Below are 14,931 nucleotides of genomic sequence, written 5' to 3' on the forward strand. Positions count from 1 at the left end.
CAATCCTCATCCTTCTGCACCTACTCAAGACTACCAACAGCCCGTTTGCGGTGATCGCCAAGCAATTAAAATTGTCAAAGGCCACCATGCATCGGACGTTTCCCGGCGCCCGCGTGAGCTATCGGCAATAAGAAAGGGGCCGCTTGTGGCGGCACCTTCCCTCTCTTCGTCGTTATGCTCTTGGGGGAGTGATTAGACGACGAAGAAATCCTTTTCGGTCAGCTTGAGATTCTTGGCGAGCTTGGCAATCTGTACTGCTGCGCCCTTGCCCGATCCATCCGCGTCATAGGATAGCGAGCCTGTCTTTTTGTTGTAGATCAGGTAGTCCTTCGCATCGGCCGCCTTAATGCCAATGGTGAAGAAGTCCTTCGACAGCTTCGCCGGCTTTTTCTCAGAGCCAGACTTACCGAGCTTCTTGAAGATCGCATTGTCGAGCCAGATCGTGTCATCCTTGACGCTGAAATCCTTGATCGTATCGACGTTGGTTTTCTTGTTCGTCTTGGTGTTGAACACGAAGATATCCTGACCCTTGCCGCCTTCCAAGGCATCGTTGCCGAGCCCGCCATAGAAGCGATCCTTTCCGGTTCCACCTTTGAGCACGTCGTTGCCAGCCGAGCCCTTGGCAATCTCGTTGGCAACGTCGCCTACCTGGATCTTGAACGCTTCATCGCGCACGAGGCCGAGGGCGTCTTTGACCCGCAGCGTGACATCGTGGGAGGTTGCCTGCTCATAGTCGAGGCGAACGCCGTCCTTGACCACCAGCGTGTTGCCCGAGACCGCAAAGCGGCCCGCAGCATCACCGATAATCTCGAAGGTGAAGGATTCCGGCATGTTCGGATCTGTGGCCGAGAGGGTCGCCACTACAGTGCCAGCCGTGCTGTTTTCGAGCACCGTTGTGCTGCTCAGGCTAATGGATTCTGGAGCCAGATTGGCGACCGTTGCCTCAACCAGTGTCGAGTTATCCGTCTCGGTCGTGAGGCCGTCCGTGACGGTGACCGTGAAAGTGGTTGTCGCGGAGCTGCCGATCTTGCCACCATCGGCGGGATCGAAGGTCAAGGCCTCGATAGCTTTTCCAACCGCGTCGGCTGTGCCTTTGATCGTGAAGGTGCCCGAAGCGGCATCGTATGAGCCGCCCAGGCTGCTCGGAATAAGCTTGCCCTTGGCAGGGTCATCGAGCTTCACGATTGCAGTCACTTCGGCGCGGTACGCCACCGTTACGACCAGACCCTTCGAGAAAGGCTTCACCGGCACATCCGCTGTAGTTTTGGTCGTTCCACCTTCATTATCCAACGCAATTGGGATCACCCCGAAGCTGCTGCCGTTGCTATCGGTAACGATATCGATCCCTTGTTTGAAAAGTTGCAAGATCCGTGCGTTGGTGACGATATCAATGGCGAGGATCACCTCATCGATGACACCTTCCGCCTTGGAGGCCAGAACAAGCTTGGCTTGATCCCAAAAGTTGAATTTGACGACAGAGCCAGCCTCATCGAACTGGACTTTTTCAATGTTGGAGAAAACAACCGTGCTCAGATCCGTTGCGCCGGATTGCACCTGAATCACATCGTTGCCGCCCTCGCCATTGATAGCGAGCAAGCCTGTGTTTAGTCCCGACTTAAGGATGAAGGTATCGTTGCCTTCCGATCCTCTCAGCGCCTCAATGCTAGAGAGAGCGCCGCTTCTCAGATCGAGGGTTCCCGCCTCGCTCAGTTGCAGCGTATCGAGGCCGTCGCCGCCATGAACTTCGTCGCCGCCATCAAGGCCGCCAGCGGTCACGTTTATCGTTTCATTGCCAGCCGTTCCGACGATATAATCCTTGCCCGCCGTTAGGGTGAGGCCTTCGGGCTGCGAGAACACACGCTGATTGATGCTGTAGCCACTACCGTTCTGACCCTCGGAGTCCCAGGACACCACCCAGCCGCCACCCGCGAGAGCTGTAACGGTTGCACCGGACTGGTGACCTGTCGTTGTCTCATTTACAAGAATTTCGTCTCCGATCTTAGATCCCGATGCAGAGAATACTTGCTGATAGATGCCATAACCTGAACCGTCCCGATCACGTTCTTCCCAAGTGACAACATAGGTGTCGTCGCTCAAAAGAGTTGACTGGATGTTGTATCGAGTTGCGCGTGTGTCATGATTGACGAGTGTTTCGCCGCCGACCTTAGTGCCTGTGGCGTCATAGTGTTGCTGGAAAAAGTCTTTCCCTTCGCCAGTGTCATGTGACCAGAACACCACCCAACCACCGTCCGCTAAACCCATCACATGAGAATCGCGCTGTTGGCCGGCCGTTGTGCTATTGACTATCGTAGGAGTGCCAATTTCATTGCCGTCGTGATCGAAAGCTAGCTGATAAATGCCATCGCCATCGCTATCACGTGCGGTATAGGTGACAACCCATCCAGTCGTTGTCACCGCGACACTAGAAAATCCCGCGCCGCCCTCGCCATTGTCTATACGTTTATCACTGGCAATTGAGCCTTCAGCATCGAAGCGCGTTTGGTATATACCCCACGAGCCACCCGGCAGCTCAGAGGTGTAAGTGACAACCCAACCCCCATCCGGTAAGACCGTGATGCTTGGATCGGTCTGAGAACCGCCGTTGATCCCATTGACCTGAGTTTCCGCGCCGACCCTCTCGCCGTTTACATCGTACCGTTGTTGAAACACGCCTTCGCTGGAGCCGTCCTGGCCGACCGACACCCAGGCCACGACCCAGCCGCCATCCGCAAGGCCAGTCGCAACAGACGAAGATTGAAAGTTCTGCGTCGTGGTGTTGACGATGAACTCCGTTCCAACCTTTGCGCCACTTGCATCAAAGCGTTGTTGCAGCACTTCTGAACTTGTGCCTTCGAGGTTCGATTTCGTCCAAGTGACGACCCAGCCGCCGTCCATGAGAGCCGTGGTGTAATTGGGACCTTGGCTACCATCCGTCGCGGTATTGACGCGCGACTCACTGCCAAATCGAATATGTGTTGCAGGCATATTTACTGTTCCCCAGAGCTGTTGGTGTGGAGTCAGTATTTTAACTAACCTCAGATTGAGGGCCCCGTTTAAATAACTAGTATTTCAATATTTGTGTTACTATCTGAAAGCAAAAAGAAAAGAGCCGCGTAAGCGGCCCTTTAATTATCTTCTGAATTAAAGATTAACGGATCAGATTACAAAGAAATCATTTTCCGTCATTTTCAAGTTTTTCTTAATTGTCGCGAACTGTATAGCAGATCCTTTGCCGGATCCGTCCGCGTCATACAACAGATTACCTTTTTTCTTGTTGTAAATGATGTAGTCGTCTTTGTCCTTGGCCTTGTCGCCCACGGTGAAGAACTTCTTATTCATTTTCGCGGGAGCAGCGGCCGAGCCCTTTTTACCGAGCTTCTTGAAGATCGCATTATCGAGCCACGAGCAGCCTGTTCAAGTCCTTTGCCTGTCCGGGGCTGCCATGAACTTCGAACCGTGTTTGAATGTGAACGGGTTTGGCGGCGGCTATGGGGCGAGGGGGCGAAGACCGTGCTTCCGGCGGAAGGTTTCGTGAAGCTCGACTTCCGTCTCGTGCCGGATCAGGATCCGAAGCAGGTGACGCAGCTCGTTCGTACCCATCTCGACCGGCACGGATTTTCCGATATCGAGATCGTTGTCCACGACGATATCGTGAAGCCTGTGCGATCCTCACCGGATCATTGGTTCGTGCAGGAGGCGAAGGCGCTGCTTGAGAAGCATTTTGGGAAAGCGGCGATCATTCAACCGAGTTCTCCTGCTTCGGGCACGGCGCATCCTTTTGTCGAGCAATTGGGTGCCGAGATCGTCGGCATCGGCCTGACCCATCACGGGGCCATGCTGCATTCGCCTAACGAGAACATCATCTCCGAACAATTCGAGACGATGATCTCGTTTTCCGCGTCCCTCTTCGAGGCGATGGCGAGGCGCGCGTCGCGCTAGAGCTTGATCATGTCTCTTTGAAACACGATCAAGCTCTGGATTCCTTTGCCGCATGATCCGGGCGAACAACCGGTTTCCACTTGTTCTGATCATGCTCCAGCTTCTACGGCTCGAGCGCCGTCAGAACCTGCTCGAACTGCTCTGTCGCCCAGTCGATCTGGTCTTCCGTGACCACCAAGGGTGGCGCGATACGGATCGTGTCCACATGCGTGTCCTTCACAAGGATGCCGCGTTCGCGCAGGGCCTCGCAATAGCGCCGTGCACCGCCGGCTTCCGGATGCAACTCCACCGCCAGCATGAGCCCGCGCCCGCGAACTTCACGGACGGAGTTGCTGCGGATATTCTCAATCCGCTCCTTGAAATAAGCTCCTTGCTTCGCGGAGTTTTCGATCATGCCGTCTTCGACAAGAACCTTCATTGCGGTGCGTGCGATGGCGCAGGCAAGCGGGTTGCCGCCGAAGGTGCTGCCATGCTGCCCTGGCTTCAGCACACCGAGAACGTCGGAATTCGAAAGCACTGCGGAGACCGGATAGAAGCCGCCGGAGAGCGCCTTGCCGATCAGCGTCACGTCCGCTTCTATGCCCTCGTGCTCTTCAGCCAAAAGTTTTCCGGTGCGCCCGAGCCCGGTCTGAATTTCGTCCAGAATGAGCGTGACGCCGTGGCGTGTGCAGAGTTCGCGCACTTTCGTGAAATAACCCTGCGTCGGGATGATCACGCCTGCTTCGCCCTGGATCGGTTCCACGAGGAAAGCCACCGTGTTCGGCGTGATCGCGGCCTCGAAAGCGGCGGCGTCACCGAAGGGCACGATCTTGAAACCCGGTGCGAACGGGCCGAAGCCGCCGCGAGCGGATGGATCGGTGCTGAAGCCGACGATGCCGAGGGTGCGGCCGTGGAAATTCTCGCTGCAGACGATGATCTCGGCCTGGTTCTCGGGAACGCCCTTGACCTCATAACCCCATTTGCGCACCGCCTTGATGGCGGATTCCACCGCTTCCGCGCCGCTGTTCATGGGCAGCACCTTGTGCGAGCCGGTGAGCGCCGCGATTTCTTCGTAGAACAGAGCCAGCTGGTCATTGCGGAAGGCGCGCGACGTCAGCGTCAGCTTCTTCGCCTGCTCGGTCATCGTCGCAAGAATCTTCGGGTGACAATGGCCTTGATTGACGGCGGAATAGGCCGAGAGACAGTCGAGATAGCGTTTGCCCTCCACATCCCACACCCAGACACCTTCGCCGCGCGCGAGGACGACGTCGAGCGGCTTGTAGTTGTGGGCGCCAAGTCTGTTTTCGGTTTCGATCAGGCTTTTGGTTGCGATGCTCATGGGGCGGTTCTTTTCTTAAGGGCGCTGAACGATCTGGCGGCCGAAGAGGCTTCCGACCAGATCGACGAGGACGTGGGCGCTCTTTCCGCGCTCGTCGAGAAAAGGATTGAGTTCGACCACATCGAGCGAGCCGACGAGGCCTGAATCGTGCAGCATCTCCATGATGAGATGCGCCTCGCGGTAGGTCGCGCCGCCAGGAACCGGCGTTCCTGCTCCGGGGGCGATCGACGGATCGAGGAAATCGACGTCGAGACTCACATGGAGATGTCCGTCTCGCGCCTCAACATGATCGATGATCTGTCGCATGAGCACCGAGACGCCGAACTCGTCCACCTGCCGCATATCGCAGACATGGACACCGCGGTTCCGTAGCAACGCGCGCTCGTCCCGATCCACCGAGCGCAGGCCGAAGATATAGAGGTTTTGCGGGGGAAGAGGGCTGAAGGCATCATCATCGAAAAGCCCATCGAACCCTTCCTCGCCGCAAAGCAGCGCGGTCGACATGCCGTGCATGTTGCCGGAGGGAGAGGTGTGCGGCGTGTTGAAGTCGGCATGGGCATCGAGCCAGAGCACGAAGAGCTCGCGCTTTGCTTCCGCGCAGTGCCGCAACGCGCCATGCACCGAACCCATGGAAAGACTGTGGTCTCCGCCAAGGAAGATCGGCAGATAGCCATCTTGAAGGAGGCGATAGGAATGGTCGCTCAGGCCGCGCGACCACGCGGAAATTTCATCGAAATGACGCGCGTTGCGGTCCTGGCCGTTCCCCGTCGGAAAGTCGGAAGCGGAGAGATCGCCGCGATCCTCGATATGGTGCCCGAGTTCTTGCAGGTTCGTGATCAGACCTGCCGTCCGCAGGGCCGCGGGTCCCATCACTGTCCCGAGCTGGCTTGCGCCGACCTGAACGGGCGCGCCGAGAACGGCAAAGCGTGGTTTTGCAATCGGACGGACGGCGGCATGAGGCATAGACGAGCATTCCTTTGTCATGTGCCATTATCCACTGTCCCAAGTGGCGACTTGAAGCCGAATAACCGACAAATCTGGATATGGGATTGTCCATTGTGGTAAGGAGGATGTGCCAAAAAGGTCATCACGATGGACGAGCTCGATCAAAAACTCCTTGCCCTCCTGCGGGCGGATGCCCGGCAGCCGGTCTCAAGCCTCGCCGCCGCACTTAAGGTTTCGAGGGCGACCGTGCGCGCCCGGATCGAGCGGTTGGTCAAGAGCGGCATCATCCAGGGTTTCACCGTGACGCTGAGTTCGGGGGCTCAGCCCAACGCCATCCGTGCCGTCACGATGATCGAAGTCGAGGGGCAGGGGGCCGACAAGGTTCTCAAGCGCCTGCATGGCCTGCCCGAAGTCTCGCGCATCAACACCACCAACGGGCGTTGGGACATCGTGGCCGAGATCGAGGTGGCGACCCTGGAGGAGTTCGATCAGGTGTTGCGACGCATCCGCGAAATCAACGGCATCTCATCGACCGAAACCAGCATCATGCTTTCCAAGCGCAAGTGATCGGCAAGTGAGCCGCCACTCAGTCGCTTGTTCCGCATGATCCGGGGAACAACCTTTCACGTGTTCTGATCATCGACGCCGTTTGTGCTATGTTGTTGCGAAAACACGGGCGCTGTCGAACCGAATGCCAGAGCGCTGGATGTCAACAACGCAAGAAGGGCTTTCCTTCGCACCGCGCGTCTCCCCTCGGGTTCCCGCCGCCGGAGGAGGGTACTCCCTTAAGTTGCTCTTCGAATAGTGTCGGATCAGCGTAACTGTTTGCCTTCTCAACGAATTGCCCCATATCGCCTTCAGGGTTTCTGGGAGTGCCATTGCTTGGCAGGCACGCTAGAGTTGGTGGTTGATGTCAATCTTTGATTGAACCCGAGGTCGCTTGGTATGCAGCGCATTCTGATCGCCGATGATCACCTCGTTGTCCGTCGTGGCTTGCGTGCCATTCTCGAGGCGCAAGCCGAATGGGAAATCGTCGCCGAGGTGGGGAATGGGCAGGATGCCGTGGACGAAGCCATCCGCACCAAGCCCGACATCGCTATTCTCGATTTCTCCCTTCCGGGGCTCGATGGGCTCGAAGCGACCCGGCGGATTCGCCAAACGCTCAGAACCGAGATCCTGATTTTCACGATGCACGAGAGTGAGCAAATCATTCGGGAGCTGCTGCGAGCCGGCGTAAAGGGCTATATTCTCAAGACCGATGCGGACACGCACCTTCTCGCAGCTGTCAGCGCATTGTCCGAGCATCGCCCCTATCTGACCTGGCGCGCCTCCGAAGCTTTGCTTGAGACGCTCAAAGATGCTTCAAGCGATCCATCGGTCGAAGGCAGTCTCACGGCGCGTGAGCGAGAGGTCGTCAAACTCATCGCCGAAGGTTTAAGCAACAAGAAGGTTGCGATTCATCTCGACGTCAGCGTGAAGACAGTGGAGAGCCACCGGGCAACGGCTATGCGCAAGCTCGGAATGTCCTCTACCGCCGAACTCGTGCGCTACGCAGTGCGTAATCACATGATCATGCCGTGAGGAGACGTTTCCACGCAAATTTTTCTCCCCGGGAGCAGTATTTTTCTTGAGTGTTTTTGGTCGCGCCCCAATAATGCGTTGCAGGGTCGGCTGGGTTTTAGCTCCCCAAGACTTAAAACGAACAGATAAAATTGATCTCTTCAGGGGCTGATGAAGTAGCGAGGGCGGGCGCTATGATCGAGGCTGCGATTTTACCGGAAGAAGATGTTTCTCGTGTCAAAAGAGTTCTGATTTCAAAAAGTTATCCGGGGACGGCAGTCGCAGCGCATTTAGACCTCGTCTTACCCGCTCAAAAAAACGCGCCCGCGCTGGGGATTGCGACCGATATAAATGCGCGCAAGGCCGCCGAGCAAGATCTGCAGGCTTTGCCGGATCAACTCTTAAATCTGGTCGCCGAGGAAAGACGACGCATAGCGGTCGAGCTTCACGACTCGACTTCGCAGCACCTTGCCGTGATAAGCCTTAGCTTGATGCAGTTACGGTCGGCTGTCGATATGACGCCGCGGGTGCATGATCTTTTGCAGGATATGGCTGTCGCCATCGATTCTGCTGCCCGCGAGATCAGGACGTTCAGCTATCTGCTTCATCCTCCACATATCGAACTGCTCGGCTTGGATGGCTCGATCCGCGATTTCACCAAGGGCTTTGCGAGACGGACAGGCCTAAACGTCGACCTCGATGTGCAAGGCGATTTGAGCCGCATCCCCCCCGATCTCCGCACGGGGATCTTCCGCATCGTTCAAGAAGCCTTCATGAACGTGCATCGCCATGCAAGGGCGAGCACTATCGCGCTTTCTCTGGCGATTGTTGAGGATCAGGCATGCCTGGCTATCGCCGATAATGGCCGAGGTATTCCCGTGGATGAAAGCGGAAGGCACACGCTCGGCGTCGGCATTCCGGGAATGCAGGATCGTGTGCGCCATTTCAGAGGCATCTTCGAGATGTCATCGGACGGCAATGGAACCCGCATCATGGCGACAATTCCATTGGTCTGACGATTAGAGCATGATCAGAACAAGTGGAAACCGGTTGTTCGCCCAGATCATGCGGCATCAAAAAAATCGAGAGTTTGATCCTGTTTCAATCTGAAACGATCAAACTCTAGTGCGTCTTCAGCGCTTTCCAGACGAGAGCGGCACCGTGGGCGATCAGATCGCAGGAGATCAGGAGGCCGATGGTCCACAACCCGGAGAGCGGCCATTGCGCGATGAGAAGCCCGCCGAGGATCAACGAGAGCACGGCTGCGAGGACCAAGCCGGCATTCGATTGACGCGATCGATCGACGAAGGCCCAGATGGCTTTGAGAATGCCGGAGGTCACAAGCGCGACGCCGAGGACCAGCGTGAGAACAAGCGAAGCGCTGAGTGGATTGAACAATGCCCACAGGCCACCGGCGGCGTAGACGAGGCCCAGGAGAACGGCCGTCCAGCGGGATCGCCCAGTTTCCGCTTGGTTCATCAAGGGTTCGATGATCTGGACGAGGCCGGCGGCCAGCATCAAGGCGCCGTACCATATGACGCCGGCGATGGTGAGGCCAAAGGTCAGGTAAAGGCCGATCACTCCGAGCAGAAGAGCAAGAAAGCCCGCTAGCAGAAGCCAGAAGCGGGCGTTTCGGCTTTCATTGTGCATGACGGTCACGCTCGCCATCGTGGTTCTCCGCAATTACCTTAAGAGAATAAATAGCTCTCTTCCCAGCCGATCAAGACGCACTACCCCTTCGCAGCGCCCGGATAGGCTCTGCCGTTCGATGGTTCGACCAAGAATGAATTCAGGACTGAGGCCGCGGGAAGGGGCCGCGAAGCTGCTCGATGAGATGACCAAGCTTGAGCACGCCGACGTCATCGTAGCGCCGGCCGACGACCTGGATGCCTGTCGGAAGGCCGCCTTGCGCAAACCCGCTGGGGATCGACAATGCCGGGCATTGGCCGACGAAATTGAAGGGACAGGTCATGCTCAGTCCGTGATAGCGGCCCTGCCGATCTTCAAAAGCGAAGTCCGATCCGTTCGACTCGAGGGCGGGTGCCGGCCCCGACATGGTCGGGCAGAGCAGTGCATCGAACTCCGAGAGGATCTTGCGAAGCGCGTTCCACGCCTGCGACCGAATGAGTTCGATGGATTTGTACCGAACCGCGCTGAGCGTGAAGCCGTGTTCGATATACGCGACAACCGCCGGGTCCATGATCTCGCGATGTTCGGCAAGATGCTCGCCATAAAACGTCGCCATGTAGACCGCCCAATATTCGTCCCAGGCGTCGCCAATGGCTTTCGTCCAAGGCAGGTCAACCTCTTCGACAACCGCACCGCTCGCGCGCAAGAGGCTCACGATCTCGCGGAGATTGTGCTCGACATCAGGATGAAGCGCATAATGCCCGAGATCGGGTGAGACCGCGATGCGCAAGCCTCTAGGATCGATGTCGAGACTATCGAGCGCTGGAGCCGGCGAGGGCAGGGACATGATGTCCGCGTCGTTCGGCCCTTGCGCACAGGACAGGAACAAAGCCGCATCTTCGCACGACCTCGCGAGGGTGCCGAAATGCGCGATATTTTCGAATTGACTCGGCAACAACGTAAAAGGAATTCGCCCGAGAGAAGGTTTGAGACCGACCACGCCGCAATGCGAGGCGGGAATTCGTACCGAGCCACCCATATCGGTGCCCTCGGCAAGAGCAACGCAGCCGGTGGCGACCGCGACGGCCGAGCCGCCCGAACGGCCCCCCGACGTGCGCGTCTCGTCCCATGGATTGCGGGTATGTCCGAAAAGTGGGCTGCGGGTATAGCCGGAGCTTGCGAATTCGGGCGTTGTGGTCTTGCCGATGATGATCGCCCCCGCCTCGCGCAGGCGCGTGACGATGGGAGCATCGTCCGGCGTCACGTGATCCTTGAAGATGCGAGAACCGAAGGTCGTGGTCTTCCCGGCGATCGGCGTCATGTCCTTGATGGCGATGGGCACGCCATGCAAGGGGCCGAGGCTGCTGCCGGATGTGATGGCTGCCTCTGCTGTCGCCGCCGCGGCGAGCGCATCTTCGTGATAGATCTCGCTGAATGCGTTCAGTTTCGGATCTATGGCATCTGCCCGTTGCAACGATGAGCGCACCACCTCCGTCGGCGAGACTTTGCGTTTTTTGATCGCAGCGGCGATCTGCGTCGCGGACCATGTGGTGACATCGGGGGAGGTCATTGAGCGGATATTCTCTGCCGTAATCGATCCCTACGCCGTATCATCCCGACGCGCGATCAGGAACAGGCGCGGAAAGCGCAGCAGAACCTTTCCGTCGAATTGCTGCGGATAGGCATGCGCGATTTCGGCCTCATAGAGAGCGAGAAATTCCTTTTGCTCTGCCTCATCGAGTGGGTCGAGGAACGGCCGCAATCCTGTTCCCTTGACCCATTCCACGATAGCCCCCGCGCCATTGAGGCAATGGACATAGGTGGTGCGCCACAGGTCCACGGAGCATCCGGCCTGCCGCAGGCGAGTATAGTACTCACCGAACGATCCGATCGCCTCCCGCGCCGTCGCGGCGCCGGCGAGGCGACCGGCCCAGGGGCCTCGCGCGGCCACGTCCCGCATCAGGACATGCGTGGGCTCCTGTTGGTTGTCCGGCACCTGAATGGCAAGGCAACCGCCCGGATTGAGAGCTGAAACGAGACGCGGAAGAAGCATCGCGTGATCCGGGACCCATTGCAGGGCAGCATTGGCGAAGATCAAGTCGAAGCTCTCCGAGGGGCTCCAGGTCGCGATATCGTCCTTCTCGAAAATGAGGCCGGGGAGGCGCTGGCGTGCCTCCGCCAGCATGGCGAAGGACGAGTCGAGGCCCATGATCTCGGCATTCGGATAGCGCTTGACCAGAAGCTCTGTGCTGTTGCCCGGCCCACAACCGAGATCGATGCATCGTTTGGGATTCGAGAGCGGGACGTGGGCGAGAAGGTCGATGGCCGGGCGGGTCCTCTGCTCCTCGAACTTCAGATATTGGCCTGCGTTCCATTCGGGCACGGTCTGCCTCCTGTCGTCCCGGTGACGCGTCCCGTGAGCCTCGCCACCGTAACTTTCAAGGTGCCTTTCATACATGGCGGACCAGCTCTTGAGAACCGCCGCCACCATTCGCAGGCCGACATAGGCGCCAAGACCTCCCTCCGCGAGCTTGAGAATGTCGGCATCCGTCTGAAGCAGTAGGGCATGCAGACCTGTGTAGACTGCAGCAGTCATCAGAGCGGTCGAGAGCGTCCAACCCCGGACCAGCCACGGGCCGGCGACACTGAAGATCGCCCCGGCCAAAAGGCCAAGCCCAAGTTGCTCGATGTGAAGAGCAAGATCCGGATTTTCATCCAGATGAAGCATCAGAGAGCGTTGGAAGACCAGGGCGATGCAATACAGCCCGACCGCAAGCGAAAACGCCCTGACAAGATATCGTGAAAGCATCGTTCCCCCCGACCTTTTGGTCGGCATGCATAGGGGCTCGATCCGGCGTGAGGCTTGCATCGAGGAACTGCGGCGCATCATTTGCCGGTTGAAAATGTTGTGCCCCTGTTCTTGGATTGAACGCGCGCTGGCCTTATGGAAGGCTTCCAATTGTCTGAAACCAGAGCCACGTGGGCTCAATCGCGAGTCGGCCGTGCTGCAACCGAGGATTCTGATCTGTGGCGACAGTGCCTTGTCCATTGAGTTCGGGGACGCCATCGACCCCGAACTCAATGCAAGGGTGCTCGCGCTCGACGAAATCTTACGGGAAAATTCGCCGATAGGCCTGATCGAGACCGTGCCGACCTATCGTTCGCTGATGGTGCATTTCGATCCGGTACTAACCGATTACGCGGGCCTTGCGGCGCTTCTGATCGACAAGGCGCAATCGCTGACGTCGTCCGTAAGTGCTGGGCGGCGATGGAAAGTGCCGGTTGTTTATGGTGGCCCGTTTGGGGTTGATCTGGAGGAGTTCGCCGGGCGGCATGGGTTGTCGCCCGAACAGGTGATCGAGCGACATTCGCAAGCCGTCTATCGGATCTACATGATCGGCTTTCTGCCGGGCTTTGCCTATCTCGGTGGGCTCGATCCCTCTCTGGCGACGCCGAGACGTACGCAGCCGCGGGCGAAAATTCCGAGCGGCTCCATCGCTGTCGGGGGTGCTCAGGCGGCCATCGGGTCCGTTGAAGGGCCAAGCGGGTGGCACCTTCTTGGGCGCACTCCGGTGCGCAGCTACGATCCGAAACGCGATCCGATTTTTCTTTTTGAGGCCGGAGACGAGATTGTTTTCGAACCTATCGATCCAGCGCGATGGGATGCGTTGGAGCAAGCTGCAAATGCCGGTGAGCCCGTGGCGGAGTTGATCGCGCCATGACCGATCTCATCGTGAAATCCTGCGGGCCGATGACGACGCTGCAGGATCGCGGCCGCTTCGGCTATCAGCGCTTCGGCGTCTCGCCGTCCGGCGCCATGGACATGCGAGCACTGGCTCTCGCCAATGCGCTGGTCGGCAATGCCACGGATCTTGCAGCAATCGAGTTCATGAATCTCGGCGGCGCTTTCACCTGCGAGGGGGGCGATTTGCGTCTCGCCGTTGCGGGTGCGGGTGCGACGCTCAGCATCGAAGGCGTGGTCGTGCCGCCGCAGACAGCAGCTCACTTGCGCGAAGGCGAAACCGCGCAAGTGAGTCACACGCGCAGTGGCACGTTCACCTATCTCGCGATTGGGGGAGGCTTTTCTATTGAACCTCAGCTCGGGAGCCTTTCCCTGCATCTGCGCTCGCATCTCGGGGGCTTGCACGGAGAGCCGTTAAGGGCCGGCGACAGATTCCCCTGCAGATCGGACGGCCAGGAGGCCTTGTTTCACGACCCCGTCGAGTTGTCCGAAGAGGAGGGCCCGATCCGCGTCATGTTGGGGCCGCAGGACGATTATTTTTCCGAAGAGGGCTTGCGCACTTTCCTCGAAGAGGAGTTCACGATCAGCCCGCAGGCCGACCGCATGGGCTTTCAGCTTGCGGGGCCGCAGATCGAGCATGCGCGCGGGTTCAACATCGTCTCGGACGGTATTATCGCCGGACATATTCAGGTGCCGGGCAGCGGTCTGCCGATCGTCCTGATGCGCGACCGGCAGACGGCCGGAGGCTATCCGAAAATCGCGACGGTCATCAGTGCCGACCTCAATCGTTTCGCGCAGATGCGGCCGGGACAAGCGGTGCGTTTTCGCCGTGTCGAAAGAGGGGAGGCGGTCGTTGCCGCAATCGCCTTGCGCGATTGGATCGAAGAGCTTCCTAGCCGGGTTGTTCCCGTCCGGTTTGCTTTGACGACCGAGCATCTCCTCGGCACCAACCTCATCGGCGGTATGGTCAGCGCTTTGCCGGAAGCGCCGATCACCTGAAGAGAATTATCTTTTCGCAAAGGCTGCGATGGTGACGCCCGCCGCTTCCAATCTTTCGCGAATGACCTTGGCCATCGTCACAGCGCTCGGCGTATCCCCATGAACGCAGATGGTATCGATGGTGACATCGAGACGCTTGCCGCTGACCGAGCGGATCGCGCGATCCTCGATCATGCGCAGCACATGGGTCGCTGCTTCTTCCGGATCGTGGATGACGGATCCGGGAACCCGGCGACTGGTGAGGTTGAACGTGTCGTCATAGGTGCGGTCCGCATAAGCCTCGAGAGCGAATGGCAGATCGAGTTTTCGCGCGGCCCGCTCGGTCGCCATGCCCGGCATCGCCATGTAGATCAGATCCCGGTCGATGGCCTTGATGGCACGTCCGATGGCGAGCGCGAGGTCGTCGTCCTCGGCCGCCATGTTGGCCAGGGCGCCATGGGTCTTCACATGGGTCATCCGATGGCCCGCAAGCGTGGCCATGGCCTGGAAGGCGCCGATCTGATAGGCGACCATCTTCTCGATGTCGGCGGCGCTGTCGCCCTTGATGACACGCCTTCCGAAGCCCCAGAGATCGTTGAAACCCGGATGCGCGCCGATGGCGACATTCTTGCGCTTCGCCTCGGCAGCGGTGGCATGCATGATGACGGGATCGCCCGCGTGAAAGCCGCAGGCCACATTGGCGGTGGTGACGATGTCGAGCATGGCGTTGTCGTCGCCCATGCTCCAGGGCCCGAAACCTTCCCCGAGATCCGAATTCAGATCGACCTTCATTTCATCAGTCCCTCGCAGCCCTTCCAAG

General features: G+C 58.5%; 13 protein-coding genes. 6 read left to right on the forward strand and 7 right to left on the reverse strand.

The features are described from left to right. Nucleotides 1-192 precede the first annotated feature (192 nt). Nucleotides 193-2,985 (reverse strand): cadherin domain-containing protein, encoded by a 2,793-nt coding sequence (locus tag AB4072_RS07420; protein ID WP_441966724.1) that lies wholly within the window; start codon nucleotides 2,983-2,985, stop codon nucleotides 193-195. A 546-nt stretch (nucleotides 2,986-3,531) separates the two neighbouring features. On the opposite strand from AB4072_RS07420, the gene AB4072_RS07425 reads away from it, so the two are divergent. Further along, nucleotides 3,532-3,939: a hypothetical protein gene (locus AB4072_RS07425; protein WP_441966726.1), complete on the forward strand. Its 408-nt coding sequence runs from the start codon at nucleotides 3,532-3,534 to the stop codon at nucleotides 3,937-3,939. A gap of 103 nt (nucleotides 3,940-4,042) precedes the next feature. Here AB4072_RS07425 and rocD read toward each other — a convergent pair whose 3' ends face one another. Both rocD and rocF read right to left on the reverse strand, forming a co-directional pair. Then, entirely contained in the window at nucleotides 4,043-5,257 is a 1,215-nt protein-coding gene (gene rocD, locus AB4072_RS07430) for an ornithine--oxo-acid transaminase (protein ID WP_441966728.1), read from the reverse strand. A gap of 15 nt (nucleotides 5,258-5,272) precedes the next feature. Next, on the reverse strand, nucleotides 5,273-6,220 hold the full coding sequence (rocF, locus tag AB4072_RS07435) for an arginase (RefSeq protein WP_441966730.1): 948 nt from the start codon (nucleotides 6,218-6,220) through the stop codon (nucleotides 5,273-5,275). 129 nt (nucleotides 6,221-6,349) lie between these two features. On the opposite strand from rocF, the gene AB4072_RS07440 reads away from it, so the two are divergent. From AB4072_RS07440 to AB4072_RS07450, 3 genes are all read left to right on the forward strand, one after another. Then, on the forward strand, nucleotides 6,350-6,769 hold the full coding sequence (locus AB4072_RS07440) for an Lrp/AsnC family transcriptional regulator (RefSeq protein WP_441966731.1): 420 nt from the start codon (nucleotides 6,350-6,352) through the stop codon (nucleotides 6,767-6,769). 378 nt (nucleotides 6,770-7,147) lie between these two features. Further along, nucleotides 7,148-7,783 (forward strand): response regulator, encoded by a 636-nt coding sequence (locus AB4072_RS07445; protein WP_441966733.1) that lies wholly within the window; start codon nucleotides 7,148-7,150, stop codon nucleotides 7,781-7,783. Between the two features lie 173 nt (nucleotides 7,784-7,956). Next, complete coding sequence (locus AB4072_RS07450; RefSeq protein WP_441966734.1) at nucleotides 7,957-8,778, forward strand: sensor histidine kinase; 822 nt, start codon at nucleotides 7,957-7,959, stop codon at nucleotides 8,776-8,778. A 106-nt stretch (nucleotides 8,779-8,884) separates the two neighbouring features. Here AB4072_RS07450 and AB4072_RS07455 read toward each other — a convergent pair whose 3' ends face one another. From AB4072_RS07455 to tam, 3 genes are all read right to left on the reverse strand, one after another. After that, nucleotides 8,885-9,430: an HdeD family acid-resistance protein gene (locus AB4072_RS07455; protein WP_441966735.1), complete on the reverse strand. Its 546-nt coding sequence runs from the start codon at nucleotides 9,428-9,430 to the stop codon at nucleotides 8,885-8,887. A 121-nt stretch (nucleotides 9,431-9,551) separates the two neighbouring features. Then, nucleotides 9,552-10,961: an amidase gene (locus AB4072_RS07460; RefSeq protein WP_441966737.1), complete on the reverse strand. Its 1,410-nt coding sequence runs from the start codon at nucleotides 10,959-10,961 to the stop codon at nucleotides 9,552-9,554. 30 nt (nucleotides 10,962-10,991) lie between these two features. Continuing rightward, on the reverse strand, nucleotides 10,992-11,774 hold the full coding sequence (gene tam, locus AB4072_RS07465) for a trans-aconitate 2-methyltransferase (RefSeq protein WP_441967262.1): 783 nt from the start codon (nucleotides 11,772-11,774) through the stop codon (nucleotides 10,992-10,994). 619 nt (nucleotides 11,775-12,393) lie between these two features. Here tam and pxpB point away from each other — a divergent pair. Continuing rightward, entirely contained in the window at nucleotides 12,394-13,113 is a 720-nt protein-coding gene (gene pxpB / locus AB4072_RS07470) for a 5-oxoprolinase subunit PxpB (RefSeq protein ID WP_441966739.1), read from the forward strand. Continuing rightward, nucleotides 13,110-14,132, forward strand: coding sequence for a biotin-dependent carboxyltransferase family protein (locus AB4072_RS07475; RefSeq protein WP_441966741.1), 1,023 nt, complete (start codon nucleotides 13,110-13,112; stop codon nucleotides 14,130-14,132). Before pxpB ends, AB4072_RS07475 begins: the two co-directional genes overlap by 4 nt. 6 nt (nucleotides 14,133-14,138) lie before the next feature. Here the strand turns inward: AB4072_RS07475 and AB4072_RS07480 are convergent, their stop codons facing one another. Then, nucleotides 14,139-14,903 (reverse strand): LamB/YcsF family protein, encoded by a 765-nt coding sequence (locus AB4072_RS07480; RefSeq protein ID WP_441966743.1) that lies wholly within the window; start codon nucleotides 14,901-14,903, stop codon nucleotides 14,139-14,141. Between the last annotated feature and the right edge of the window lie 28 nt (nucleotides 14,904-14,931).

Source organism: Microvirga sp. 2MCAF38 (assembly GCF_052115485.1).
Taxonomy (GTDB): domain Bacteria; phylum Pseudomonadota; class Alphaproteobacteria; order Rhizobiales; family Beijerinckiaceae; genus Microvirga.

Excerpts from the sequence above, each read along its gene's own strand:
- AB4072_RS07420 (WP_441966724.1), bottom strand. The coding sequence starts at position 2,985 with ATGCCTGCAACACATATTCGATTTGGCAGTGAGTCGCGCGTCAATACC.
- rocD (WP_441966728.1), bottom strand. The coding sequence starts at position 5,257 with ATGAGCATCGCAACCAAAAGCCTGATCGAAACCGAAAACAGACTTGGC.
- rocF (WP_441966730.1), bottom strand. The coding sequence starts at position 6,220 with ATGCCTCATGCCGCCGTCCGTCCGATTGCAAAACCACGCTTTGCCGTT.
- AB4072_RS07440 (WP_441966731.1), top strand. The coding sequence starts at position 6,350 with ATGGACGAGCTCGATCAAAAACTCCTTGCCCTCCTGCGGGCGGATGCC.
- AB4072_RS07445 (WP_441966733.1), top strand. The coding sequence starts at position 7,148 with ATGCAGCGCATTCTGATCGCCGATGATCACCTCGTTGTCCGTCGTGGC.
- AB4072_RS07450 (WP_441966734.1), top strand. The coding sequence starts at position 7,957 with ATGATCGAGGCTGCGATTTTACCGGAAGAAGATGTTTCTCGTGTCAAA.
- AB4072_RS07455 (WP_441966735.1), bottom strand. The coding sequence starts at position 9,430 with ATGGCGAGCGTGACCGTCATGCACAATGAAAGCCGAAACGCCCGCTTC.
- AB4072_RS07460 (WP_441966737.1), bottom strand. The coding sequence starts at position 10,961 with ATGACCTCCCCCGATGTCACCACATGGTCCGCGACGCAGATCGCCGCT.
- AB4072_RS07475 (WP_441966741.1), top strand. The coding sequence starts at position 13,110 with ATGACCGATCTCATCGTGAAATCCTGCGGGCCGATGACGACGCTGCAG.
- AB4072_RS07480 (WP_441966743.1), bottom strand. The coding sequence starts at position 14,903 with ATGAAGGTCGATCTGAATTCGGATCTCGGGGAAGGTTTCGGGCCCTGG.